This window comes from Brevundimonas sp. P7753 (assembly GCF_013386595.1).
GTDB classification, from domain to species: domain Bacteria; phylum Pseudomonadota; class Alphaproteobacteria; order Caulobacterales; family Caulobacteraceae; genus Brevundimonas; species Brevundimonas bullata.
The window spans coordinates 1-23,822 of the sequence record NZ_JACARP010000043.1; the positions used below are offsets into that span (position 1 = coordinate 1).

Sequence of the window (23,822 nt, forward strand, 5' to 3'; positions counted from 1 at the left end):
GCCTCCGCCGCACCGCTCCCCGACCGAGCGGCCCTATATGCAGGAGCCCGGCGAGCGCGGCTGACACGACAAAGGGCGGCCCCTTCGCAGAGGCCGCCCTTTTTGTTTCACGTGGATCAATGGGTTGAGGCCGCTCAGACGAGCGCGATCTCTGCCGAGATCGCTTGCGCCGACGCGCGGGGATCGCCCGCCGCCGTGATCGGGCGCCCGATGACCAGATGGGTCGCCCCGGATTCCAGGGCGCTGGCCGGGGTCGCCGCCCGCGCCTGATCGTCCAGAGCCGCGCCCGTGGGCCGCACGCCCGGCGTGACGATCAGGAAGTCGTCGCGGCCCGCGGCCAGGGCGATCTCGCGCACCCGCGCCGCCTCGTGCGGGCTGGAGACGACGCCTTGCACGCCCGCGTCCAGCGCCTGACGCACCCGCAGTTCGACCAGGTCCGCCGCTGACAGACTGTGATCGTCCGCTTTCAGATCCTCCTCGGTCAGGCTGGTCAGGACGGTGACGCCCAGAATTCTGAGGTCCGACCCCGCCGCCCCGCGCGCCGCCGCCGCCATGACCTGGGGCCGAGCATGGACCGTCAGCAGGTCGCAGCCCGCGCCCGCCAGCACCGCCGTCGCCTTCTCCACCGTCGCGCCGATGTCGTGCAGCTTCCAGTCCAGAAACACCTGATGGCCCGCCGCCTTCAGCGCGCGCGCCAGACCCATGCCGTCCGAGGCGAACAGTTGCAGCCCCACCTTGTAGAAGCCGACCGCGTCGCCGATGCGCTCGACCAGGGCCCTCGCCTCCTCGGTCGTCGGCACGTCCAGGGCGCAGATGACGCGCGGATCAAACGGGCGATTGGCCAGGTCAATGGGATGGGCTTCGGACATTTCCGGCTCTCGACGGGTTGCAGGCGCGCGCGGATGCCCCGATAGGTGAGGCGAAGCGTCGCGGGATCGCGCGGCGGGTTTAAGGGCGGGACGAAGCAATGAACGCGGTCGATCTGGGGGTCAACCTGTTCGTGGCGCTGTTCGCGCTGCTGGACCCCATCGGCAATGTGCCGATCTTCGCCGCCGCCACCGCCGGGGCCTCCCTGCGTCAGCGCATCACCGTCTCGGCCATGATCTGCGGTTTCGCCGCCGTCTTCCTGGGCTTCTTCTTCTTCACCGGCCTGGGCCTGCTGCAGTTCTTCGGCATTTCGCTGGCCGCCTTCCGCATCGCCGGCGGCATTCTGCTGCTGCTGCTCGGCCTCGACATGGCGCGCGAGGACTTCCTCAAGATCTTCGCCGACGCCGACGCCGTGACCGACGCCAAGGACGTGCGCGGCTACGCCAAGCGCCGCTTCAAGCGCCTGATCGTGCCCTTCGCCATTCCCCTGATGATCGGCCCCGGCGCCATCTCGGCCATCATCATCAACGCCGGCGAGGCCCAGAAGCTGGGGGCGGCGGGCACGGCCTCGTCGCTGGTGGCCATGGTCGCCGCCTGCGTCGTCACCTTCTTCTGCTTCGCCGCCACCGGCCCGATCAGCCGCATCCTCGGCGATGTCGGCATGGCCATCGTGGTTCGCGTCCTGGGCCTGATCCTGTGCGCCCTGGCCATCCAGTTCATCATCGCCGGTCTGGGCGAAGCCATCCCCGGCATGTTCAGCCTCGGGGTGACGGCGCCCTACCCCGCCGGCGGTCACTGAACTCAACCGTCATCCCGGAAAGCGCGGAGCGCTTATCCGGGACCGCCACAAACACTAGCCGCTGAGCCTTGAGCGGTCCCGGATAGCGGCTTCGCCGCTTCCGGGATGACGGAGCGTGGCGGCTAAAGCCGGTCCAACCGTTTGGCGTGGCCGCCGACCATCCTTAGCGCCAGGGCGTCGGGCAGCATCCCGCCCAGGGCCGCCAGCACATTGTTGGCGGCGCCCGGCGTGACGCGCGGGCGATTGGCCTCGACCGCGTCCCAGCCGATGCGGGCCACGCGGTCGGCCTCCATCCACATCCACTTCGGATAGGCGCTCGACACCTGCTCGCGCGAGCCGTTGACGTCGTGGAACTCGGTATAGGTGTAACCGGGGCAGAGCGCCGTAACGTGCACCCCCGTCCCCTGCGTCTCCAGCCACAACCCCTGCGAGGCCTTGATCAGGAAGCTCTTGATCGGTCCGTACAGGGTGTCGCCGCCGGTCGCGGGCATCTGCCCCGCCAGCGAGGCCACGTTCAGCACCCGGCCCCAGCCGCGCGCCGTCATGCCGGGAAGCAGGAAGCGGCTCAGCTCGACCGGCGCGGTCAGCATGACGCGCATCATGGCGGCATGGTCGGCGGGGTCGGTGGACAGAAAGCCCGTGGTGCGGCTGAACCCGGCGTTGTTGATCAGACCATCGACCTTGAGACCCCGCGAAGCGACGGCCTCGACCAGACGCGCAGGCGCCCCCGGTTCGGCCAGATCGGCGGCGATGACGCTGGCGACCACGCCATGCTGCGCCGTCAGCTCTTCGGCCAGAGCCTTCAAGGGCGCTTCGCGGCGCGCCGTGAGGATCAGGTCATACCTCCGCCCCGCGCACTCGCGCGCCAGGGCCGCGCCGATGCCGGCGGAGGCCCCCGTGATCAGGATGGTGCGGCGCGGCTGCCCCAAGCGAGGCGCGTCAGGCGGCGGCGACGGGGCAGGCTGAATGCGGCGCGAATTCACGCAGCGATTCAGGGTCCGCTTCGAGCAGGTCGGCGATGGTGATCTTGGACAGGGCGGCGCCTGCGGCTTGATCGGCGGCGGTCAGGGCCTTGGCCACCTGACGCGGGATATGCTCCCCCACCGGACAGCCCTTGGCCCCGGCGGGCGGCGAGCCCAGGTGGGCGCAGCCGTTTACGGCCTTCAGCACCTCGGCCATGCAGATGTCTTCCGGGCGACGCAGCAGCCAGGAGCCGCCCGAGGCGCCGGGACGCGTGGCGATCAGCCCCGCCTTGGCCAGCAGGGCCGTCACCCGGCGGATGACCACCGGATTGGTCGGCACCGAGGCCGCCAGAACGGCGCTGGGCGCCGCATCCGCAGCCGAATAGGCGCCCTTGTGGGCCAGATAGGCCAGGGCGTGGGCGGCGACGGGGAATCTTTGGCTGTCAGACATCTCGGTTTCGTACTCCAGACCGGAAGGTAGGGCTTCCGGCGCCGTTTTCCAAATCCATCCGCAACAAAAACTGTTTTAATTATCGCAAAGCTTCACGCGCCGGCCTTCCGGGCGAAGCGCCAGGCGGCGTCCGACAGGGGTCCGACCTGGGCCGCCATGGTCCGGGCGTGGGCGCTCGCGGCGGTGCCGTCGCGCACCCGACCGGCGATTCCCTGACAGATGGCGGCCAACCGGAACAGGTTGTAGGCGAACAGCCACTCGAGGTTCTGCGGCGGCGCCGTCCCGGTCTTTGCGGCGTAGCGTTCGACCGTCTCCTCGACCGAGGGAATGCCCAGTTCGTTCAGGTCCGCCCCCGCCAGTCCGTTGCGCAACGACGCCGGAATGACCCAGGCGATCAGCAGATAGGAGAAGTCGGCCATGGGATCGCCCAGGGTCGACAGCTCCCAGTCCAGCACCGCCCGCACCCGCGCCTCGACCGGATCAAGGATCATGTTGTCGAGGCGGAAGTCGCCGTGGACGATCCTCGTCGGTCCCTCCGGCGGCAGGCTGTCGGGCAGGAAGGCGATCAGCCGGTCCATGGCGGCGATGGGCTCGATCTCCGAGGCCCGATACTGCTTGGTCCAGCGCCCCACCTGCCGCGCGAAATAATTGCCCGGCTTGCCGTAGTCCGACAGGCCGATGGCGGCGGGATCGAAAGCGTGCAGCGCCGCCAGCGTATCCGTCTGCGCCTCATAGATGGCGCGGCGCTCGGCGGGAGCCAGACCCGGCAGCTTCAGGTCCCAGAAGACACGGCCCTCGACCTTGTCCATGACATAGAAGATCGAGCCAATGACGTCTTCGTCCGTACACAGAGCATAGGGTCGCGCCACCGGAAACCCTTGCGCATAGAGGGCCGAAATGACGGTGAACTCGCGGTCCACGGCGTGGGCGCTGGCCAACAACGTCCCGGGCGGCTTGCGACGCAGCACATAGGCCCTGCCCGGCGTGGTCAGTTCATAGGTGGGGTTGGACTGACCGCCCTTGAACTGGCGGATCGTCAGCGGCCCGGCGTAGCCCGCGACATGGGCCGTCAGCCAGGCGTCCAGCGCCCCCTCGTCCAGCCGATAGCGTTCGTCCACCTCGCGTGTGCCGGAAAAGGCGGACTGGACGTCCATTTGATCGGTCATGGTTCGCCTCCCCCTGCTGCGATGATGGCGGCCTTCACCGCCCCGCGCCAGCCCTTCAGCAGTCGTGCCCGCTCGGCTTCGTCCATGCGTGGGCGCCAGACGGCGGGGGCCTCAAGCGGGGCGGTCCACAGCTCGGACGTCAGGCCGACGCCGAAGGCCGCCAGCCGCGCCGCCCCCAGGGCCGTCATCTCCTGGAAGGCGGGGCGTTCGACCTCGACCTCGCAGATGTCGGCGATGAACTGCATGGCGAAGGCGTTGGCCGTGACCCCGCCGTCCACCTTCAGCCGTGTAAGCGGCGGCGCGCCGTCCGTCTTCAAGGCGTCCAGCAGGTCGCGCGTCTGATAGGCCAGGCTCTCCAGCGCCGCGCGGACGAAGTGGGCCGGGCCGCTGTCGCGGGTCAGGCCGATGACCGTGCCCCGCGCCTCCGGCTGCCACCAGGGCGCGCCCAGGCCGGTGAAGCCGGGGACCAGATAGACCCCGCCATTGTCCTTCAGCGTCTGGGCCACAGCCTCGGACTGACGCGAGTCCGAAATGACCTTCAGCCCGTCGCGCAGCCACTGGATCGCCGACCCGGCCGAGAAGATCGACCCTTCCAGCGCATAGGCGATCTGACCATCCGCGGCGTAGCCCAGGGTCCCCAGCAGTCGCGAGGTCGAGGCCACCGGCGCCTCTCCGACGTTGGCCACCAGAAAGGCCCCGGTGCCGTAGGTGATCTTGGCGTCGCCCGCCGCCAGGGCCCCATGTCCGACCAAGGCCGCCTGCTGGTCTCCCGCCGACCCGTGAATGGGCAGGGCCCGCCCGAACAGGCTGGCGTCGCAGTCGCCCAGATGATCGGCGCAGCCCCGGATCTCGGGCAAGGCCTTCATGGGCACCTTGAACAGGTCGCACAGGTCCTCGCGCCATTGCAGCGTCCGCAAGTCCATCAGGCTGGTGCGGCTGGCGTTGGTGGCGTCGGTGACGTGGCTTTGCCCGCCCGTCAGCTTCCAGATCAGCCAGGCGTCGATGGTGCCCAGCAGGACCTCGCCCCGCGCCGCCCGCTCGCGCGCCCCCGGCACGGCGTCCAGCAGCCAGGCGTATTTCGAGGCCGAGAAATAGGGGTCGAGGATCAGGCCGGTCGCCGCCTGCACCTCCGCCTCACGCCCTTCCGCCGCCAGCCGCGTGGTCACGTCCGACGTGCGCCGGTCCTGCCAGACGATGGCCCGGTGCAAGGGCTCGCCGGTCGCCGCGTCCCACAGGACCGCGGTCTCGCGCTGGTTGGTGATGCCCACGGCGGCGAAGCGGTCCACCCCGCCGGCCTTGCGCACCACCTCGCGACAAGTCTGCAAGGTCGCGCGCCAGATCTCGGCCGCATCATGCTCGACCCAGCCGGACCGCGGGAAGTGCTGGGCCAGCTCGATCTGGCTGACGGCGACGGCGCTGAACGAACCGGACGGCGACACCTCAAAGGCGATGGCCCGCGTCGAGGTCGTGCCCTGGTCGATGGCGAGGATCATGTTCGCTTGCATGATGTGAGTTATGCAGAGCTTGCGCCTGCACGTAAGAGGAAACTCATGCACACGCCCTCCTTCTCCGGCGTACTCGACGCCGCCCGCCAAATCGCCCCCGCCGCCGTGCGCACGCCGCTGATCGAGCATCCGGCCCTGAACGAGGCCGTCGGCGGACGCGTCTTGATGAAGGCCGAGACCTTGCAGGTGGCGGGGGCCTTCAAGTTTCGCGGGGCCTATAACCGCATCAGCCGCCTGAGCGACGCCGAAAAGGCGCGCGGCGTCGTGGCCTATTCCTCAGGCAACCACGCCCAGGGCGTCGCGGCGGCGGCCCTGGCGGTCGGGACCCGCGCCCTGATCGTCATGCCCTCGGACAGCCCGGCGGTGAAGGTCGAGGGCGTGCGCGACTTCGGCGGGGAGGTGCGTTTCTACGACCGCTGGACCGAGAGCCGCGAGGCCATCGGCGCCGAGATCGCGGCGGAGCGCGGCGCCATCCTGGTCCCGCCCTTCGACGACCCCTTCATCATCGAGGGCCAGGGCACGGTCGGACTGGAGATGCTGGATCAGGCCGGCATACCGATGGACCAACTGCTGTGCGGCGCCTCGGGCGGCGGCCTGATCGCCGGGATCAACCTGGTCATGGCCGAACAGAGCCCCGACACCCGCGTCATCGTCGTCGAGCCCGAAGCCTTCGACGACACCCGCCGCTCGCTGGAGGCGGGCGAACGGACCGCGCATCCGCCAGGCGCGCCGTCCATCTGCGACGCCCTGATGGCGCCCCTGCCCGGCGAACTGACCTGGCCGATCAACCGGCGTCTGGCGGGCGCCGCGACCGTCACCGACGCCGAGGCAGCCGAGGCCATGCGCTTCGCCTTCCGCTGGCTGAAGCTGGTCATCGAACCAGGCGGCGCCGTGTCTCTGGCGGCCCTGCTGTCAGGAAAGGTCGCGGGCAAGGGCCTGACCACCGGCATCGTCCTGTCCGGCGGCAACGTCGATCCGGGCCTGTTCAGCGCCATCATCGAGGGCCGCTTCAAGGGCTGATCCCCGCCCCCTTGCGCCCGCCCGCGACGCAGGCAAGGCTGCACAAAACGGAGGGGCCCCGATGACGAAACCGAGCGATCTGCCATCCCTGATCGGCCAGGAGGTCGGCGTCAGCCGCTGGATCACTGTGGACCAGGCGCGCATCGACGCCTTCGCCCGCACCACCGAGGACGAGCAGTTCATCCACGTCGATCCCGAACGAGCCAAGGCGACGCCCTTCGGCGGGACCATCGCTCACGGCTTCCTGACCCTCAGCCTGGCCTCGGCCATGAGCTATGACGCCCTCGCCCCGCTGGACGGCGTGGTCATGGGGGTCAACTACGGCTTCGACAAGCTGCGCTTCCTGGCCCCGGTTCCCGCCGGATCGAAAGTGCGCGGTCGCTTCAAACTGCTGTCCGCCGAGGCCAAGGGCGCCGACGACGGCGTGACCCGCTGGCTGCTCAAGCACGAACTGACCGTCGAGATCGACGGCGCAGACAAGCCCGCCCTGATCGCCGAATGGCTGACGATGCAGATGGTGAAGCCCTGAGCCTCACCCGTTTCCGGTGCTGGACAAGAACGGGATAACGGCGCTCCAGTAACCATAGTCCGCGCACGGTCGGATCGAGGGAGGCTGGACAGTGCACCTACACGCCGTTTCCGTCTTCGACGGCCTGTCCTTTCTGGTGGCGGTGTTCGCGGCCTGGACGGCGCTGGACCTGTTTCAGCAGGTGCGGTCCCATCAGGGCGGCGCGCGGCTGGGTTGGCTTGCCACGGCGGCGACGGCCATGGGCGGCGGCGTCTGGTCGATGCATTTCATCGCCATGCTGGGTTTCGATCCCGGCGCGCCGGTTCGCTATGATCTGCCGCTGACCGTCGCCTCCTTCGTACTGGCGACGGTCGGGTCCAGCCTCGCCTTCCTGATCGCCGCAGGCCGTGCGGACCGCCGCCGCATGATCCTGGCCGGCCTGGTCATGGGGGCTGGCATCTGCGCCATGCACTATATCGGCATGGCGGCGCTGAGGACGTCGGCGACCCTGACCTATACGCCCGCTCTGGTCGTCCTGTCCGCCGTCATCGCCCTGTTCGCCTCCACCGCCGCCTTGTTCGCCGTCAACCAGGACCGCTCGCCGCTGTGGCGGTTGACGGCGGCTCTGGTCCTGGGTCTGGCCGTGGCGGGCATGCATCATGTGGCCATGGCGGCCCTGACCGTGACCCCGGCACAGGTCGCCGCGACACTGGACCCGCACGGCGCCCCGCCCCTGATGCTGGCCGTGGCGGTCGCCGGCGTGACCGTCCTCATCCTGTTTCTGGCCCTGGCGGTCGCCATGGTGAATCAGCGCGACAAGCTGATCGCCATCATCGACGCGGGCGGGGTCGGCTACTGGGAGCTGGCCCTTCCGGGACAGGACCTCTGGCTGTCCGGTCGGGCGCGCAAATACCTCGGCCTGGACCGGGGCGAGCCCTTCGGCGCGCGCGATCTCGCCAAAAAGCTGAAACCCGAGGACATGGTCCGGCGAACGGAAACCCTGGAACGCGCCCTGAGGGGGGACGGTGACTACGCCGCCGAGTATCAGATCCGCGACAGCGGCCGCTGGCTTCAGGTGCGCGGCCGGTTGATCCGCTCGCGGTCGGGCAAGCCGGTCAAGCTGGCGGGGGTGATCACCGACGTCACCGACCGGCATCAGGCCTTCGCCGCCCTGGCCACCAGCGAGCATCGCCAGCGCCTGCTGATCAATGAGCTGAACCACCGGGTGAAGAACACCCTGGCCACGATCCAGTCCATCGCCGCCCTGACCGCCCGCCGCTCCAGCAGCGTCGAGGACTTCATGCGTCTGTTCCAGCCGCGGCTGATCGCCCTGTCCGACACCCACAACCTGCTGACCGCCAACGGCTGGGAGCGCGCCCGCCTGCGCGATCTGGTGCTGCAGGAGTTCCGCCCCTATGCCGAGGATCAGCTGCGGATGCAGGGTCCCGACGTGACCCTGGAGTCCGAACAGGCCCTGTCCATGGGCCTGATCCTGCATGAACTGGTCACGAACGCCGCCAAGTACGGCGCCCTGAGCAACCCGGACGCTGCGGGCGGTCGGGTGGACGTGACCTGGGGCGAGGTCGACGACGACGGCCTGATCGTTCTCGACTGGGTCGAAAGCGGCGGCCCGGCCGTCACGGCGCCCACCCAGTCCGGCTTCGGTTCACGCCTGATCGACACCAGCGTGCGTGGCACGCTGAGGGGCACGGCGACGATCGACTATGCCCAGGACGGCCTGCGTTGCCGCCTGAAGTTTCAGCCGGGCGCGGCGCCCAAGACCTAGTGTTCGCCCAGGCAGCGCAGGGCGACTTCCAGATTGCGCAGGCCGTCCTCGCCCGAGACCGCCGCCGTCTCGCCGGTGCGGATGGCGTGGACGAAGGCCTCGTGCTCCTTCTTCAGCGGTTCGGCGGGCCAGGAGTTGAGCATCCGCGTCGAATAGGAGCCGTCCGGCTGCTGGCCGAAATACTCCGTCACCTGACGGGTGATCAGATCGGCGACGATGAAGCGATTCTTGGTGGCGACCTGCAGGGTGCGGGTCTTGTAGGGCGTGACCCAGTTGGTCGTGATGTGGGCGATCACGTCATTGGCCATGCGGAACTGCAACAGAGCCGAGTCTTCGCGGGACGCATGGGCGTGACCCAGCAGCGACTGAACCTCCACCACTTCGGACCCCGTCAGGTGGCGGATGATGTCGATGTCGTGCACCGCCAGGTCGATGACCACGCCGACCTCGCCCATGCGCGGCGGGAAGGGGCCGACGCGGGTGATCTGGATGGAGATGATCTCGTCGCCGTCGATGGCGCGCTTGACCGTGTCCACCGCCGGGTTGAAGCGCTCGACATGGCCGACCATCAGCACGCGGTTGTTGGCCCTGGCCGCATCGATCATGGCCTGGGCGTCGGCGGTCGTGGCGGCGATGGGCTTCTCGACCAGGACATGGACGCCCGCGTTCAGCAGGGCCACGCCCAGCTCGGCGTGGAAGCGGTTCGGCGTGGCGATGACGGCGGCGTCCAGGCCGGCGGCGACGAAGGCCTGGGCCGTGGTGACGGCGGTCGCGCCATAAGCCTCAGCCACGCCCTCGGCCGTCACGGCGTCGGGATCGAAGATGGTCGTTAGCTCGACGTCGCGCAGTTCGGACAGGACGCGGGCATGGTTGCGGCCCATGACGCCGGCGCCCGCGACGCCGATCTTGAGGGGAGTCTGCTGGGTCATGAGGATCAGGCCTTGAAGCTGGCGACGGCGGCGATGATGCGGTCCTGCGTCGCCTCGTCCAGGTCCGAGTGCATCGGCAGGCTGATGACGCGCTGCATCAGGCGTTCAGTCACCGGCAGGCCCTGGGGTCCGCGCGGATACATCTCATAGGCCGGCTGCAGGTGCAGCGGAATCGGATAATAGACGGCGGTCGGCACGCCCTGCGCTTTCAGGTGCGCCGCCAGGCCGTCGCGGTCCTCGTGCTCGATGGTATATTGCGCCCAGTTCGAGACATTGCCCGCCGGCACGTCCGGCACGGCGGCGACGAAGGCGCGCAGGCCCTCGTTGTAGCGGGCGGCGATGCGGTTGCGCCACTCGATCTCCTGACCGAAGACCTTCAGCTTCTCGATCAGGACGGCGGCCTGGATGGTGTCCAGACGGCTGTTCAGGCCGATCCGCATGTTCAGGTATTTGGGGTCGTGGTCGAAGGTCTTGCCCGCCAGATCCCGCGCCACAGCCTTGCCGTGGACGCGAATGGAATCGATCAGCTGGGCCAGGTCGTCGTCATTGGTCAGCACCGCCCCGCCGTCGCCGTAGCAGCCCAGGGGCTTGGCCGGGAAGAAGCTGGTGGTGGTGATGTCGGCCCACTTCAGCGGGTGCTCGCCGTCGATGGTGCAGCCAAAGCCCTGGGCCGAGTCCGAGATCAGCTTCAGGCCGTGCTTGTCGCAGACGGCCTTGATCGCCGGATAGTCGGCGGGCTGGCCGAACAGGTCGACGGCGATGACCACGCGCGGCGTCAGGCGGCCTTCCTTCAGCGTCGCCTCGACGGCGGCCTCCAAATGGCCCGGGTCCATTTTGTAGGTCGTCGCGTCCACGTCGATGAAGACCGGCTCGGCGTCGAACCAAGGCACGACCTCGGCGGTGGCGGCGAAGGTGAAGCTGGGCACGAAGACCGCGTCGCCGCGTCCCACGCCCCAGGCCATCAGCGGAAGGGCCAGGGCGTCGGTGCCGTTGGCGCAGCCCAGGGCGTGCTTGGCCTGACCAAAGGCGGCCAGGTCGGCCTCGAACTGGCGCACCTGCGGGCCCATGACCCAGGCGCCGCCGACGACGGCGTCGGCGACGGCGGCCTCGATCTTGCCGCCGAGGCGAAGGCGCTGGGCCTGAAGGTCGATGAAGGGAATGGTCATGAGGGGGTCGCTCTCTCGGTGGGGGCCGCGCAGGCGGAACTCGGTTCGGCGCACGGACGCGAAGGCGGATCAACTATCTTGAGCGCCTCCTACCAAAGCCCGGGGCCTCTCGACAAACCCGCGAGGGTCACTTCGCGTTGCCGGTTGCAACGAAACCCATGCTTGGCAAAGCCCGCGACCCTGCCTAAGCCCACTGGAAGATGACGCTTCCAACGATGCAAGATCGGGTTCGCGACTGGCTGTTCCGCCAGGCCCTGCCGCTGTGGGCGGACGCCGGGATCGACGCCGAGGGCCGCTTCTTCGAGAAGCTGGACTTCGACGGCCGCCCCATCACCGGCCGCCCGCGCCGCACGCGGGTGCAGGCGCGTCAGGTCTATGTCTTCGCCGAAGCCGTCTCGCTCGGGTGGGGGCAAGGCGAGACCGTCGCCCGCCGCGCGCTCGACATCCTGATCCGCGACTATCGCCGTGACGACGGCCTATGGGTCCGCAGCGTCGACGACGCGGGCGCCGTGCTCGACGCCACGCCCGACCTCTATGATCTAGCCTTCGTCCTCTTCGCCCTGGCCGCCGCCCATCGCGTGCTGAAAGACGAGCGCGCCCGGCCCCTGGCCCTGTCCACCCTCGCCGCCATCGAAGCCCGGATGGCCGACCCGGTCCACGGCGGCTGGCAAGAGGCCCTGCCCCCCGTCCTGCCGCGCCGCCAGAATCCTCACATGCATATGCTGGAGGCCTTGCTGGCCTGGCAGGCCGTCGCCCCCGATCCGGCCTTCGAGGCGGCGGCGCGCCGCGTGCTGGACCTGTTCGACCGACGCTTCTTCGACCGCGAACATCTGATGCTGGGCGAGTTCTATGATCGCGACTGGACCGTGCGTCCGGGCTCGGAGGGCCAGTGCATCGAACCGGGTCACCATATGGAATGGGTCTGGCTTCTGAGCGAGGCGGCGCGCCTGGGCTTGCCGGACCTGAGTTCCGCCGCCCGCGCTCTCTACACCAGCGCCCTGACCTGCGGCCTTCGTCCTGACGGTCTGGCCGTGCGCGAGATCAGTCGGATCGGCCAGGTCCGCGACGGCGGCGTCCGCCTGTGGGCCCAGACCGAGCTTCTGCGCACCCTGAAGACGCGCGGCGAGCACGTCAGGGCGGACCATCTGACCCAGCGCCTGTTCGAGACCCATCTGGCCACCGCAACGCCCGGCCTGTGGATCGACAGTTTCGACGCCGAGGGCGCAGCTGAAGACGCCGACGTGCCCGCCTCCAGCCTCTATCACCTGATGACCGCCTTCTCGGCCCTGCTGACGGAACCCGCATGAGCCGCCCCATGAAGCGTCCTGGCGCCTTTCTTGACCGCGACGGCGTCCTGATCGTCGACAGCGGCTATCCGCACCGACCCGACCAGTTGGTCCTGATCCCCGGCGCCGCCGAGGCGGTGAAGCGGCTGAACGCGGCCGGCTATGTCGTCGTCATCGTCACCAACCAGTCGGGCGTGGCGCGCGGCCTGTTCAGCGAAGAGACCATGCACGGCTTCAACGCCCTGCTGATCGCGCGCCTGGCCGAGGCCGGCGCCCGCATCGACGCCGTCTATGCCTGCCCCTTCCACGCCGAGGCCGTGGACGACCGCTATCGCCACCCCGACCACCCCGACCGCAAGCCCAATCCGGGGATGTTGCTCAAAGCCGTCGCCGAGCACGATCTGGACCCGGCCCGCTCGCTGATGATCGGCGACCAGGCCTCGGACATGGAGGCGGCCCGGCGCGCGGGCGTCGTCGGCTATCGCTTCGAGGGCGGCAATCTGGAGCACCTGGTCGCCGCCGCCCTGTCATCCTGATCGCAATTCTGCATCTGGTGAATTAGGCTTCTGGCGACGCTGGACGCGCAAGCAAGAGAGACGCCTGATGACCGCCGCCTACGCCGAACGCCACTGGAACTCGCCGGACGGCCTGAGCCTGTTCGCCCGCGACTACGCCCCCGCCGACGGCCCGGCGCGTCTTCCGGTCATCGCCATCCACGGCCTGACCCGCAACAGCGCCGACTTCGAGGTCATCGCCGCCCTGATCGCCCAGAGCGGCCGCCGCGTCCTGGCCGTGGACGTGCGCGGGCGCGGCCAGTCCGACCGCGCGCCCGACCCCATGACCTATACGCCCGACGTCTATGCGCGCGACGTGGTCGCCCTGATGGAACAGCTAGGGATCGAGAAGGCCGTCTTCCTCGGCACCTCCATGGGCGGGCTGATCACCATGGCCCTGACCGCGATCAAGCCCAAGGCCATCGCCGCCGCCATCCTCAACGACGTGGGGCCGGAGCTGGCGCCCGAGGGCCTGGCCCGCATCGCCGCCTATACGGGCCAGCCGGTCGTCATCGAGACCTGGGCCGACGCCGCCGCCTATGCCAAGCGCATCAACGAGACGGCCCTGCCCCACTACACCGTCGCCGACTGGGCCGCCTTCGCCCGCCGCACCTTCCGCGAGGGGACCGAGGGCGCGCCGGTGCTGGACTATGACCCCGACATCTCCGCGCCGATCAAGGCGGCGGGGGCCAAGGCCCTGATCCCCAACCTCTGGCCCTATTTCCGCGCCCTGGCCCGCAAGAAGCCGACCCTGCTGCTGCGCGGCGCGACCTCGGACCTGCTCAGCCCCGCCATCGTCGCCAGGATGCGAAAGGCCGCCCCGTCCATGGCCTACGCCGAGGTCTCCGGCGTCGGTCACGCCCCCATGCTGGATGAAGCCGAGGCCCGCGCGGCCATCTTCGAGTTTCTGGCGGGGGTTGGCTGACACCCACCGCCGTCATTCCGGGGCGGCGCAGCTGAACCCGGAACCCAGGCGTTCGATCCACCCTCGCCGTCATCCTCGGGCTTGACCCGAGGATCGAGTGTAGCGGCGCGCTGAACTGATTCCTTCGTCGCGCGGGCGGATCGCCCGATCCTCGGGTCAAGCCCGAGGATGACGACTGAAGTCGAAGCCCCCGGAACTACGCCTTCTTCACAAACTCCGTCCGCAGCACCAACCCGCGGACCTTGTCGACATTGGCCTCGATCTCATCGGGGTCGCCGGTCAGGCGGATGTTCTTGACCAGGGTCCCGCGCTTCAGCGTCACGCCGCCCGAGCCCTTGACCTTCAGGTCCTTGATCAGGGTCACGCTGTCGCCGTCGGCCAGGATGTTGCCGTTGGAGTCCTTGGTCACGTCGTCGGTCATGGTCGGTCCTGCAGATGGAAAAGAGGGGTCGCCGCTTGCACGACGACCCCGGTTCCCTGTGGCCTATTCGGCCTGGCGGGCCTGGGCAAGGGCGATGCGCGCCTGAAGGTGCTCGTCCTGGGCCGAGGCCGCCGAAATGGCGTTGAAGCGTTCGATCTCCAGGCCGACCTTGGTGATGGCCGCGGCCATCTGGGCCTGCTGCTCGGCGTTCGGCTGGGCGCCGTTGAGGGCGCGGGCGACGCCCGAGATCTCGGCCATGGCGGTGGCGAACTGCGCCGCCTCGGCGTCGGTGACGCCCGCGCCGATCGAGCCCGGCGCCGACGGCGCAGCGCCGGCCACGGCGGCGCGGGCCTGAAGCACCCGATCCCCCGCCACCGCCGCCGAAATGGCGTTGAAGCGTTCGACCGTCAGGCCGGAATTCTGCACCGCTCCGGCCATCTCGGCCTGCTGTTCGGCCGTGGGAGCGCCGTTCTGAACGGCGGCGGAGACAGCCTTGACCTTGGTCATGGCGGCGGCGAACTGGGCCAGTTCAGCGTCGGTGGGGGCTGCGGCGGTCGCAGCGGCGGCCGAGGCCTCGGCCTCTTGCGCCAGCGCGGGCGCAGCGGTGATCAGGAATGCGGAGAGGGCGGCGGCGGTCAAAAGACGCATGGCTTGTCCTTCTTCGATCCCGAACGCTCAGCCCACGACTGACCCGGACTAGGCCGGGCTCTCCCGCACGACCGGGATGGAGAAGTCTCACAAGGGGGCGGGGAGGTCCAAACGCTAACCCATGCGTCAAAGCGGCGTAAACCCCGCGCGGGCCTTTTTACGGAACGTTGGCGTCCAACTCGTCCAGCCAGACCCGCGCGCTGCTGTCCGACGGGGCCCGCCAGTCCCCGCGCGGGGAGAGGGAGCCTCCCGTCACCACCTTGGGTCCGTTCGGCAGGGCCGAGCGCTTGAACTGGCTGGTCTGGAAGAAACGGATCAGGAACTTCCTCAGCCAGGCCTTGATGGTCGCCAGGTCATAGGCGACCCGCTCCGCCTCGGGCAGACCGGCGGGCCAGGCGCCCGTCGTCGCGTCGCCCCAGGCCTGATGGGCGAGGAAGGCGACCTTGGACGGCTTCAGGCCGAACCGGCTGATGTAGAACAGGAAAAAATCGTTCAGGGCATAGGGGCCGACGATGCTCTGCGTCGACTGGATCGCCCCGTCCGCGCCCGCCGGCACCAGCTCCGGCGAAATCTCGGTGGCCAGGATGGCGTGCAGGATGGGCGCGGCCTCGGCCCCGATCAGTTCGCCCTCGGCCACCCAGCGGATCAGATGCTGGATCAGGGTCTTCGCCACCCCGCCGTTGACGTTGTAGTGGCTCATGTGGTCGCCGACGCCATAGGTGCACCAGCCGAGCGCCAGCTCCGACAGGTCGCCGGTGCCCAGGACGAAGCCGTGGTTCTGATTGGCCAGACGGAACAGATAGTCGGTGCGCAGCCCCGCCTGCACGTTCTCGAAGGTGATGTCGTGAACCGGCTGGCCGTCGGCGAAGGCATGGCCGATGTCGCGCAGCATCTGTTCGGCGGCGGGCCGGATGTCGATCTCGGCGCCCGTGACGCCCAGGGCCTGCATCAAGGCCCAGGCGTTGGACTTGGTCCCCTCCGACGTGGCGAAGCCCGGCATCGTAAAGGCCAGAATCCCCGTGCGCGGCAGCTTCAACCGGTCGAAGGCGCGACAGGCCACCAGCAGGGCCTGGGTCGAATCCAGCCCGCCCGAGACGCCGATCACCAGGGTCTTGGACCCCGTCGCGGTCATCCGCCGCATCAGGCCCTGGACCTGGATGTTGAAGGCCTCGAAGCAGTCCTGATCCAGACGGGCCGGATCGTCCGGCACGAAGGGGAAACGGTCCAGCGGACGGATCAGGGCGTCGTTCGGCCCCTCCCCCGCCTCAAATGGAACCACGGTCGCGGCTTCGCCCTCCAGACGGGCGCAGTCGGCGAAGGTGCCGTTGCGCAGGCGATCCAGACCGATGCGATCCACGTCGACGTCGGCCACGGTCAGATGGCTTTCCAGCGCGAACCTTTCGCCCTCGGCCAGCCGCGCGCCCAGTTCGTGGATGGTCGCCTGACCATCCCAGGCCAGATCGGTCGTCGACTCGCCCCAGCCCGAGGCGGCGAAGACATAGGCCGACAGGGTGCGGCTGGACTGGCTGGCGCACAGCAAGGCCCGCTCGTCCGCCTTGCCGATGACGATGTTGGAGGCCGACAGGTTGCACAGGATGCGCGCCCCCGCGAGCGCCGCCCGCGTCGACGGCGGCTGCGGCGCCCAGAAGTCTTCGCAGATCTCGACCGCGAAGACGAAGCCCGGCCGGTTGGTCGCCTCGAAGATCAGACCCGGCGCGAAATCGACGCTCTCGCCGTTCAGGACGACCGCGTCCTCGGACCGGCTGGCGGCGGGCGCGAACCAGCGCTTCTCATAGTATTCGCGATAGTTGGGCAGATAGGTCTTGGGGACCACGCCCAGCACCTCGCCGCCGCCCAGCACGACCGCGCAGTTGAACAGGGCGTCGCCGTTGCGGATCGGCGCGCCGATCACGGCGATGACGCCCGCCTCATCCGCGACCTCGGCCAGCGCGGCGATGCGGCGCTCGACCTCTTCCAGCAGGGCCGCCTGCATAAGCAGGTCGTCGATGGCGTAGGCGCTCAGCGAAAGCTCAGGGAAGACCAGCAGATCCACCCCCGCCGCGCCCGCCTGACGGATCAGCCTCGCGTGTTCCTCGGCGTTGGCGGCCGGGTCGGCGACATGGACCACCGGGGTCGCGGCGGCCACGCGCAAGAAGCCGTGGGCGCGCGGGGCGTGGAAGGAACTGTTCGAGGCCATCAATCCATCCGCTCATCCCGGCGGACGCCGGGATCCAGTGAGAACCGCGAGACGCGGCGCTCGATCTCTAAGACCATTCAATCAATATAGGGTTGCGCCCCGAAGCCAAAGCGCTGGGTCTCCGCCTCCGCGGGGATGAGCGGGCAGCGGGAAGTTCGTGACCTGCGAACCGGCGTCGGCTAAGGCTCAGGCCATGAGCGATACGCCCAAAAAAGGCTGGTTCCAGCGACTGAGCGCGGGTCTGTCCCGCTCCTCCAAACAGATGACCGAACAGGTCGTCTCGACCTTCGTGAAGGAGCCTCTGTCCGAAGAGGCGCTGGAGCGGCTGGAAGAGCACCTGATCGAGAGCGATCTGGGCCCCGCCGCCTCGGCCCGCATCGTCGAGCGCTTCCGCGAGCTGCGCTTCGGCAAGACGTCGGACGAGCGCGAGATCAAGGAGGCCCTGGCCGAGGCCGTGGCCGCCGAACTACTGCCGCGTCAGGCGACGTTCGATCCCCTCAGCGGACCCAAGCCCTATGTCGTCCTGTTCGTCGGGGTGAACGGCTCGGGCAAGACCACGACGCTCGGCAAGATCGCCTCGGACCTGACGGCCAAGGGCGCCAAGGTCATGATCGTCGCCGGCGACACCTTCCGCGCCGCCGCCCGTGAACAGCTGAAAGTCTGGGCCGAGCGCGCCGGGGCTGATTTCGAAAGCCGCCGCGACGGCGCCGACGCCGCCGGCCTGGCCTTCGACGCCTATGCCAAGGCCAAGGCCGAGGGTTATGACGTGGTCCTGATCGACACCGCCGGGCGCCTGCAAAACAAGTCCGCCCTGATGGACGAACTGCTGAAGATCGTCCGCGTCCTGAAAAAGGTCGATGCGGACGCTCCGCACGAGACCCTGCTGGTGCTGGACGCCACCGTGGGCCGCAACGCCCTGGAACAGGAAAAGGTCTTCGGCCGCACGGCCTACGTCTCCGGCGTGGTCATGACCAAGCTGGACGGCACGGCGCGCGGCGGGGTCCTGGTCCCCGTGGCCCAGGCCTCGGACGCCCCGATCAAGCTGATCGGCGTCGGCGAAGGCGTCGACGACCTGCAACCCTTCGACGCGCGCGCGTTTTCCCGATCACTGGTCGGGCTTGAGGACTGAAGCGTATGAGTGAAGCCGTCGAAACCAAACGTCCGCAGTGGATTCGTCAGGCCGTCGATTTCGGCGCCCTGATCGCCTTCATGGCCGCCTATTTCATCACCCGCGACATGATCAAGGCCACCTGGGTCCTGGTCATCGCCTCGATGATCGCCCTGGTCGTCGGCTTCGTGCTGGAACGCCGCCTGGCCCCCATGCCGCTGATCACCGGCGGCTTCGCCCTGGTCTTCGGCGCCCTGACCATTCTCACCGACGACGACCTGTTCGTGAAGCTGAAGCTGACGGTGCAGAACGGCCTGTTGGCCGCCGTCCTGCTGGGGTCCATCCCGCTGAACAAGTCGCCGTTCAAGGCCCTGCTCGGCTCGGCCATCCAGGTGACGGACGAGGCCTGGCGCAAGCTGACCTTCCGCTACGGGATCTATTTCCTCTGCGTCGCCATCGCCAACGAGGTCTTCCGCAGCCCCGAGGCCGTCACCGCCATCTGGTCGACGCTGAACCTGGGAACGCCCGACCCCAACGGCGTCTGGACCGGCTTCCGCGGCGTCCTGTGGATCGCCGCCTCCATCTTCGGTCTGTGCCAGGTGCCGCTGATCATGAAGAACATGATCAAGAACGAAGAGCCCGGCCCCATCTCGCCCGACACGGGACTGTAACGCACTTCCCCGTCATCCCGGCCAAGCCCGCAAGGGCGCCGAGCCGGGACCGCCGGAAGCGCAACCTTGAGCAAGCGGCGGCGTTCCTCTGCGGTCCCGGATAGCGACTCTGCCGCTTCCGGGATGACGAAGCCCTCGCGGCCTCAAGTAGCGCGAAGCGCGGTAGGCCCCAAAACAATGCCCTCAAGTAGCCCGCAAGGGCGGTAGGCCCCCAGACAAAATGTCTTCAAAACGTCAGGGTTTTCGTCGTCAAAGCGTAAAGCGCGGCTGTTAGCTGTCGCGCCATGTCTGGCCGCTCCACGCGGTCGGAACGGGGAACCAAGACGATGGTCAAGTCAGGCAAGCAGGCGAAGATCAAGGGCGGGCTGGCGGATTCGCCCAGCCACCTGATGCACCGGGTGTTGCAGCTGGCGCTCGACATCTACGCCGAGGAGGCCGGTCCCGACGGCCTGACCCAGCGCCAGTTCGCCGTGCTGGAGGCGGTCTCGGCGCGTTCGGGCCTGACCCAGACCGATCTGGTCAAGGCCACCGGCATCGACCGCTCCACCCTGGCCGATCTGGTCGCCCGCATGACCGCCAAGGGCCTGCTGGAGCGCGAACGCTCGGCGCTCGACGCCCGCGCCAAGGCCGTGCGCCTGTCCGAGGCCGGCCAGGCCGCGCTGGAGGCCGCGCGCCCGCGCGTCGTCGCCGCCGACAAACGCATCCTGGCCCTGCTGCCCAAGGCCCGGCGCGAGGGCTTCCTCGACCTGCTGACCAGCCTGACCGACGCCGCCGACGCGGCCCCCGAACAGGCCCGCGCCGAGGCTAGGGTCGCCAAGAAGGCGGCCAAGGACGCCCGCAAGGCTGAAAAGGCCGCCAAGAAGGCGCTGGACGGCGCCAAGCCGAAAAAGAAGAAGAAAACCGTCGAACCCAAGGCTGACGTGGTTCAGACCGACGCCGTCGTCATCCCGCTCAAGGATGTGGCGAAGGCCTAGACCCGGATATCCAGCAGCGAACCCGGCCGCTGATAGCGCGTAGCCGAAGGCGCTTCCTGCGTCTGCACCGAGCGCACCGGCGTATCCGCCCGGGTCTCGACCGGGGCCGCGGCGGGCGTCGGGGCGCTCACGCCCATGGCCGCGCGGAAGAAGGCGGACTGGGAGGTTCTCAGCGCATGGGCCGCGCCGCCTGCGGGAGGCGGAAAGGCCGGGCGGTCTGAAGGAATCGCGGACATCGGCCGACGATCCGCGCAAACGGTCTAGATATGGTTAACGCACGATTCACCGTGTTTCGCACGGAAGCGGCTTTAGCGGGCCGGGGCCTTCAGCGCATCGACCAGCTTCTGCAAGTCGGCGTCGGTCAGCACCGGCCCCGACGACTTCGCGACGATGGTTCCATAGGCGTCGACGGCAAAGCTCTCGGGCACGCCCGAGACGCCCAGGTCCAGCCCCGCCCGCCCCTCGCGGTCCACCAGGACCAGGGCGTAAGGGTCGCCCAGTTCGTCGAGGAAGGCGCGGGTGGCGATGGGGTCGTCCTTGTAGGCCACGCCGACGACGTTGATCCCTTGCCCCTTCAGCTTCAGCAACTGGGGGTGCTCCAGCCGGCACGGCGCGCACCAGCTGGCGAACAGGTTGACGATCATCGGCTTGCCGACCCCCGCCGTCTTCAGGTCCAGGCGCTGATCGGTCTCCACGTCGCCTTGCAGGATCGGCAGGACGGTCAGGGGGATCGGCTGCCCCACCAGGGCGTCGGGCTTGTAGGATCGCCCCTGGCCCGGCGCGCCGGACAGGGTGTTCAGTTGGACCATCAGGAAGACGCCCACGGCCAGCAGGGCGACGATGGGGATCAGGGCGAACCAGCGGTTCATTTGCGGGCCTCTTCCAGCCGGGTCAGTTCGCGCTTCCAGCGCCGGGCGACGACCAGGGCGCGCAGCGAGATCGCGGCCAAGGCCAGGGCGCTGATCGCCCAGGACGACCAGACGAAGACGCCATAGGGGCTCATGTCGAGATCCAGCATCGGCGGCTCCTTCAGGCTTCTTGCGCGGCGCGAGCGCGTAAGGTCAGGACGCGGCGACGCCGCACCTCGGTGCGGATCGACGTCAGCCAGATGGCGCCGAACAGCATCCCGTAGGCCGCCATCATGGTCAGCAGGGGCGTAAGGTAAGCCGGGTCCAGACTGGTCCCGCCCGCGCGCAGCAGCGAGGCCGGCTGATGCAGGGTGTTCCACCAGTCGACCGAGAACTTGACGATGGGCAGGTTGATCAAGCCGACCAGGCCCAGCACCGCCGCGGCGCGGCCAGCCTTGGCCTCATCGTCGATCGAGGCGCGCAGGGCCATGTAGCCGAGGTAGAAGAGGAACAGCACCAGCACCGAGGTCAGGCGCGCGTCCCACACCCACCAGGTCCCCCACATGGGCTGGCCCCACAGCGCGCCGGTGATCAGGGCCAGACCCGTCAGCACCGCGCCCGGCAGGGCGGCGGCGCGGGCAGCGGCGTCGGCCAGCGGATGGCGGAAGACCAGGGCGAAGAAGCTGGAGACGCCCAGCGCCGCATAGGCGCCCAGCCCGAGGGTCGCGGCCGGCACATGGATGAACATGATCCGCACCGTGTCGCCCTGCTGATAATCAGCGGGTGCGGTGAAGCTGAGCCAGGTCCCCACGGCCAGCAGGACGACCGCCAGCCCCCACAGCACCGGGGTGAGCGGGCGGGTGAAGCGCATGAAGCGGTCAGGATTGGCGAGGCCGAACATGGTCCGCCGATTACGCGGCGCGACGGGGAACGGCAAGCGCTCCCCGCGCGTGGCCCTTGGTCGCGATGATCAGAGCTTGAGCCCGTGCTCGGCGGCCAGGGCGTCCAGCTTGACCATGGGACGTGGGCCCCAGTGGGCGATGACTTCCGAGGCGGCCAGCGAACCCAGGGCCCCGGCCTCGGCCAACGACAGGCCGCGCGCCAGGCCCAGCAGGACCCCAGCGGCGTACTGATCGCCGGCGCCCGTCGTGTCGACCACCTTGTCCACCGGGACGGCGGCGATCTCGACCCGCTCGTCGCCCCGGAAGATGACCGAGCCCTTTTCACCGCGCGTCACGGCCGCGACCTCGACGATGCGGCCCAGGTGGGCGGCGGCGGTATCGAAGTCCTCGGTCTCGAACAGGGCGTGCAGTTCGCTCTCATTGGCCAGGACGATGTCGGCCGAGGCCTCGATGAAGGCCAGCAGCTCGGCGCGCCAGCGATGCACGACAAAGCTGTCCGACAGGGTGATAGCGACCTTGCGCCCCGCCGCATGGGCGGCGGCGGCGGCGGCTTCGAAGGCGGCGCGAGCCGGGGCCGGGTCGAACAGATAGCCTTCCAGATAGACGATCGCGCTGGCGCCGATCAGCTCGGCGTCGATGTCGGCGGTCGTCAGCTGGTTGGCGGCGCCCAGGAAGGTGCACATGGTGCGCTGGGCGTCGGGCGTGACGTTGATCAGGCAGCGGCCGGTGCCGAAGCCCTGCCCTGCGCCGTCTTCCAGAGCCGGAGTGTCGAAGTGGACGCCGGCGGCGCGGATGTCGTGGCTGAAGACCTCGCCGAGCGTGTCCTTGGCCACCTTGCCGATATAGGCCGCGCGACCGCCGAACGAGCCGACGCCCGCCACGGTGTTGCCGGCCGACCCGCCCGAGGCCTCGACCCCCGCCGCCATGGCGTCATAGAGGGCCGCGCTCTGGGCCTCGTCCACCAGCTGCATCGAGCCGGGCGTCAGGCCCTGGGCGTCGAGGAAGGCGGGCTCGCACGGGCTCAGCACGTCGACGATGGCGTTGCCGACGGCGCAGACGTCGAAGCGGGCGGTGGAGATGGCGTTCTGGGTCATGATCGCCCCATAGCGGGACAAGCGTCGCGACGCCAGCGCCGGGCTTTTCGCCCCCGTCGAAAACAGCCTATGCAGGTCGCCTCCGAGGAGTAGTCGCATGACCGAAGTCGCCGTCCTGACCCCCGATCCCGCCGACCCTTCCTACGCCGGGCAATGGCCGGGCGTGCTGGACCGCCTGGCTGCGGCCCTGGCCACGGCGGGGATCAAGGCCCGGCCGACGCCGTGGACCGATCATGTCGAGAGCGCCCACGGCCTGATGGAGTTTCCCCTGGTCCTGCCGCTGATCGTCTGGGGCTACCACCGCGACCATGACCGCTGGATCGAGGCCTGCGCGACCTGGGCCGAGGCGGGCGCAGCGCTCGCCAATCCGGCCGAGGTGCTGCGTTGGAACTCCGACAAGCGCTACCTGGCCAAGCTGGCCGAAAAGGGCGTGGCCATCCCCCCGACCATCTGGACCGACCACGCCAGCCCCGCCGTGGTCGAGGCCGCCTTCGCCGCCACCGGTGCCGAGCAGCTGATCGTCAAACCGACCGTGTCCGGCGGCGCCTGGCGCACCCTCAAGGTCGCGGCCGGCGACCTGCTGGAACAGGTGTTGGCCGAGGCGCCGGAAGGCGGCGCCATGATCCAGCCCTTCCTGCCGACCATCGGCACTGAGGGCGAAACCTCGCTCCTGTTCTTCGGCGGCGAACTGAGCCACGTGGTCAACAAGCGCCCGGCCCACGCCGACGAGTTCCGCATCCAGGTCCAGTACGGCGGCCAGTACCGACGCCTGGATCAGGCCCCCGAGGGCGCGCTGAACTTGGCCGAACGCACTCTGGCCGCCATCGACGAGCCCCTGCTCTACGCCCGCATCGACATGGTCCCCGACGCCGACGGCCAGTGGCTGCTGATGGAGGCCGAACTGATCGAGCCCGACTTCTATCTCGGCGCCGCCCCCGAGGCCGGCGCCCGCTTCGGCCGCGCCGTGGCGGAGCGGTTGGGGTTGTAGGGCCTCAGCCTATCACTAGCCCTCCCCCTCGAGGGGGGAGGGTTGGG

26 protein-coding genes are annotated in these 23,822 nt (G+C 69.2%); 11 read left to right on the forward strand and 15 right to left on the reverse strand.

Annotation, left to right across the window (positions count from 1 at the left end):
- Positions 1-134 precede the first annotated feature (134 nt).
- Positions 135-869, reverse strand: coding sequence for an orotidine-5'-phosphate decarboxylase (gene pyrF / locus HX774_RS09530; RefSeq protein ID WP_178826322.1), 735 nt, complete (start codon positions 867-869; stop codon positions 135-137).
- A 98-nt stretch (positions 870-967) separates the two neighbouring features.
- Between pyrF and HX774_RS09535 the strand changes: the two genes are divergently transcribed.
- Complete coding sequence (locus HX774_RS09535) at positions 968-1,666, forward strand: MarC family protein (RefSeq protein WP_114817210.1); 699 nt, start codon at positions 968-970, stop codon at positions 1,664-1,666.
- A 122-nt stretch (positions 1,667-1,788) separates the two neighbouring features.
- Here HX774_RS09535 and HX774_RS09540 read toward each other — a convergent pair whose 3' ends face one another.
- The 4 genes from HX774_RS09540 to glpK form a co-directional block, all read right to left on the reverse strand.
- Positions 1,789-2,595 (reverse strand): SDR family oxidoreductase, encoded by an 807-nt coding sequence (locus tag HX774_RS09540; RefSeq protein WP_178826324.1) that lies wholly within the window; start codon positions 2,593-2,595, stop codon positions 1,789-1,791.
- A gap of 10 nt (positions 2,596-2,605) precedes the next feature.
- Entirely contained in the window at positions 2,606-3,079 is a 474-nt protein-coding gene (locus HX774_RS09545) for an Rrf2 family transcriptional regulator (protein ID WP_114817212.1), read from the reverse strand.
- Between the two features lie 92 nt (positions 3,080-3,171).
- Entirely contained in the window at positions 3,172-4,245 is a 1,074-nt protein-coding gene (locus tag HX774_RS09550; protein ID WP_178826326.1) for a phosphotransferase family protein, read from the reverse strand.
- Positions 4,242-5,750: a glycerol kinase GlpK gene (gene glpK / locus HX774_RS09555; RefSeq protein WP_255500313.1), complete on the reverse strand. Its 1,509-nt coding sequence runs from the start codon at positions 5,748-5,750 to the stop codon at positions 4,242-4,244. The genes HX774_RS09550 and glpK overlap by 4 nt, the downstream gene beginning before the upstream one ends.
- A 45-nt stretch (positions 5,751-5,795) precedes the next feature.
- Here glpK and HX774_RS09560 point away from each other — a divergent pair, with 45 nt between their 5' ends.
- The 3 genes from HX774_RS09560 to HX774_RS09570 all read left to right on the forward strand — a co-directional run bounded on the left by HX774_RS09560 (position 5,796) and on the right by HX774_RS09570 (position 9,064).
- Positions 5,796-6,770 carry a threonine/serine dehydratase gene (locus HX774_RS09560; protein WP_178826327.1) on the forward strand — a complete coding sequence of 325 codons (975 nt, stop codon included), beginning with the start codon at positions 5,796-5,798 and terminating at the stop codon, positions 6,768-6,770.
- 61 nt (positions 6,771-6,831) lie between these two features.
- The gene (locus HX774_RS09565; RefSeq protein WP_178826329.1) at positions 6,832-7,299 is read left to right on the forward strand and encodes a MaoC family dehydratase; all 468 of its coding nucleotides are present in this window, start codon (positions 6,832-6,834) and stop codon (positions 7,297-7,299) included.
- Between the two features lie 91 nt (positions 7,300-7,390).
- Positions 7,391-9,064 (forward strand): MHYT domain-containing protein, encoded by a 1,674-nt coding sequence (locus HX774_RS09570; protein WP_178826331.1) that lies wholly within the window; start codon positions 7,391-7,393, stop codon positions 9,062-9,064.
- Here the strand turns inward: HX774_RS09570 and HX774_RS09575 are convergent.
- Both HX774_RS09575 and HX774_RS09580 read right to left on the reverse strand, forming a co-directional pair.
- Positions 9,061-9,993 (reverse strand): Gfo/Idh/MocA family protein, encoded by a 933-nt coding sequence (locus HX774_RS09575; protein WP_178826333.1) that lies wholly within the window; start codon positions 9,991-9,993, stop codon positions 9,061-9,063. The genes HX774_RS09570 and HX774_RS09575 overlap by 4 nt on opposite strands.
- A gap of 5 nt (positions 9,994-9,998) precedes the next feature.
- A complete protein-coding gene (locus tag HX774_RS09580) occupies positions 9,999-11,159 on the reverse strand; it encodes a DegT/DnrJ/EryC1/StrS aminotransferase family protein (protein WP_178826335.1) in 1,161 nt (386 codons plus the stop codon).
- A gap of 215 nt (positions 11,160-11,374) precedes the next feature.
- Between HX774_RS09580 and HX774_RS09585 the strand changes: the two genes are divergently transcribed.
- The 3 genes from HX774_RS09585 to HX774_RS09595 all read left to right on the forward strand — a co-directional run bounded on the left by HX774_RS09585 (position 11,375) and on the right by HX774_RS09595 (position 13,924).
- Positions 11,375-12,466, forward strand: coding sequence for an AGE family epimerase/isomerase (locus tag HX774_RS09585; protein WP_255500315.1), 1,092 nt, complete (start codon positions 11,375-11,377; stop codon positions 12,464-12,466).
- 8 nt (positions 12,467-12,474) lie between these two features.
- Positions 12,475-12,981, forward strand: coding sequence for an HAD-IIIA family hydrolase (locus HX774_RS09590; protein ID WP_178826339.1), 507 nt, complete (start codon positions 12,475-12,477; stop codon positions 12,979-12,981).
- 67 nt (positions 12,982-13,048) lie between these two features.
- Complete coding sequence (locus HX774_RS09595) at positions 13,049-13,924, forward strand: alpha/beta fold hydrolase (RefSeq protein ID WP_178826341.1); 876 nt, start codon at positions 13,049-13,051, stop codon at positions 13,922-13,924.
- 196 nt (positions 13,925-14,120) lie between these two features.
- Here the strand turns inward: HX774_RS09595 and HX774_RS09600 are convergent, their stop codons facing one another.
- From HX774_RS09600 to HX774_RS09610, 3 genes are all read right to left on the reverse strand, one after another.
- On the reverse strand, positions 14,121-14,345 hold the full coding sequence (locus HX774_RS09600) for an alkylphosphonate utilization protein (RefSeq protein ID WP_178826342.1): 225 nt from the start codon (positions 14,343-14,345) through the stop codon (positions 14,121-14,123).
- A gap of 63 nt (positions 14,346-14,408) precedes the next feature.
- On the reverse strand, positions 14,409-14,993 hold the full coding sequence (locus HX774_RS09605; protein ID WP_114817225.1) for a DUF4168 domain-containing protein: 585 nt from the start codon (positions 14,991-14,993) through the stop codon (positions 14,409-14,411).
- Between the two features lie 157 nt (positions 14,994-15,150).
- Complete coding sequence (locus tag HX774_RS09610) at positions 15,151-17,190, reverse strand: NAD(+) synthase (RefSeq protein ID WP_178826344.1); 2,040 nt, start codon at positions 17,188-17,190, stop codon at positions 15,151-15,153.
- A 193-nt stretch (positions 17,191-17,383) separates the two neighbouring features.
- On the opposite strand from HX774_RS09610, the gene ftsY reads away from it, so the two are divergent.
- The 3 genes from ftsY to HX774_RS09625 all read left to right on the forward strand — a co-directional run bounded on the left by ftsY (position 17,384) and on the right by HX774_RS09625 (position 19,943).
- The gene (ftsY, locus tag HX774_RS09615) at positions 17,384-18,319 is read left to right on the forward strand and encodes a signal recognition particle-docking protein FtsY (protein WP_114817227.1); all 936 of its coding nucleotides are present in this window, start codon (positions 17,384-17,386) and stop codon (positions 18,317-18,319) included.
- A gap of 5 nt (positions 18,320-18,324) precedes the next feature.
- A complete protein-coding gene (locus HX774_RS09620; protein ID WP_178826346.1) occupies positions 18,325-18,969 on the forward strand; it encodes an inner membrane-spanning protein YciB in 645 nt (214 codons plus the stop codon).
- Between the two features lie 326 nt (positions 18,970-19,295).
- Positions 19,296-19,943 carry a MarR family winged helix-turn-helix transcriptional regulator gene (locus HX774_RS09625; RefSeq protein WP_178826348.1) on the forward strand — a complete coding sequence of 216 codons (648 nt, stop codon included), beginning with the start codon at positions 19,296-19,298 and terminating at the stop codon, positions 19,941-19,943.
- Here HX774_RS09625 and HX774_RS09630 read toward each other — a convergent pair.
- From HX774_RS09630 to HX774_RS09650, 5 genes are all read right to left on the reverse strand, one after another.
- The gene (locus HX774_RS09630; RefSeq protein ID WP_114817230.1) at positions 19,940-20,179 is read right to left on the reverse strand and encodes a hypothetical protein; all 240 of its coding nucleotides are present in this window, start codon (positions 20,177-20,179) and stop codon (positions 19,940-19,942) included. The genes HX774_RS09625 and HX774_RS09630 overlap by 4 nt on opposite strands.
- Before the next feature lie 72 nt (positions 20,180-20,251).
- Positions 20,252-20,812: a DsbE family thiol:disulfide interchange protein gene (locus HX774_RS09635; protein WP_178826350.1), complete on the reverse strand. Its 561-nt coding sequence runs from the start codon at positions 20,810-20,812 to the stop codon at positions 20,252-20,254.
- The gene (gene ccmD, locus HX774_RS09640; RefSeq protein ID WP_178826352.1) at positions 20,809-20,961 is read right to left on the reverse strand and encodes a heme exporter protein CcmD; all 153 of its coding nucleotides are present in this window, start codon (positions 20,959-20,961) and stop codon (positions 20,809-20,811) included. The genes HX774_RS09635 and ccmD overlap by 4 nt, the downstream gene beginning before the upstream one ends.
- Positions 20,962-20,972: 11 nt before the next feature.
- Positions 20,973-21,692, reverse strand: a complete 720-nt coding sequence (locus tag HX774_RS09645) for a heme ABC transporter permease (protein WP_178826360.1) — start codon at positions 21,690-21,692, stop codon at positions 20,973-20,975.
- Between the two features lie 69 nt (positions 21,693-21,761).
- Positions 21,762-22,787, reverse strand: coding sequence for an adenosine kinase (locus HX774_RS09650; protein ID WP_178826354.1), 1,026 nt, complete (start codon positions 22,785-22,787; stop codon positions 21,762-21,764).
- A gap of 97 nt (positions 22,788-22,884) precedes the next feature.
- Between HX774_RS09650 and HX774_RS09655 the strand changes: the two genes are divergently transcribed.
- On the forward strand, positions 22,885-23,775 hold the full coding sequence (locus HX774_RS09655; protein ID WP_178826357.1) for a RimK family alpha-L-glutamate ligase: 891 nt from the start codon (positions 22,885-22,887) through the stop codon (positions 23,773-23,775).
- Positions 23,776-23,822: the final 47 nt, after the last annotated feature.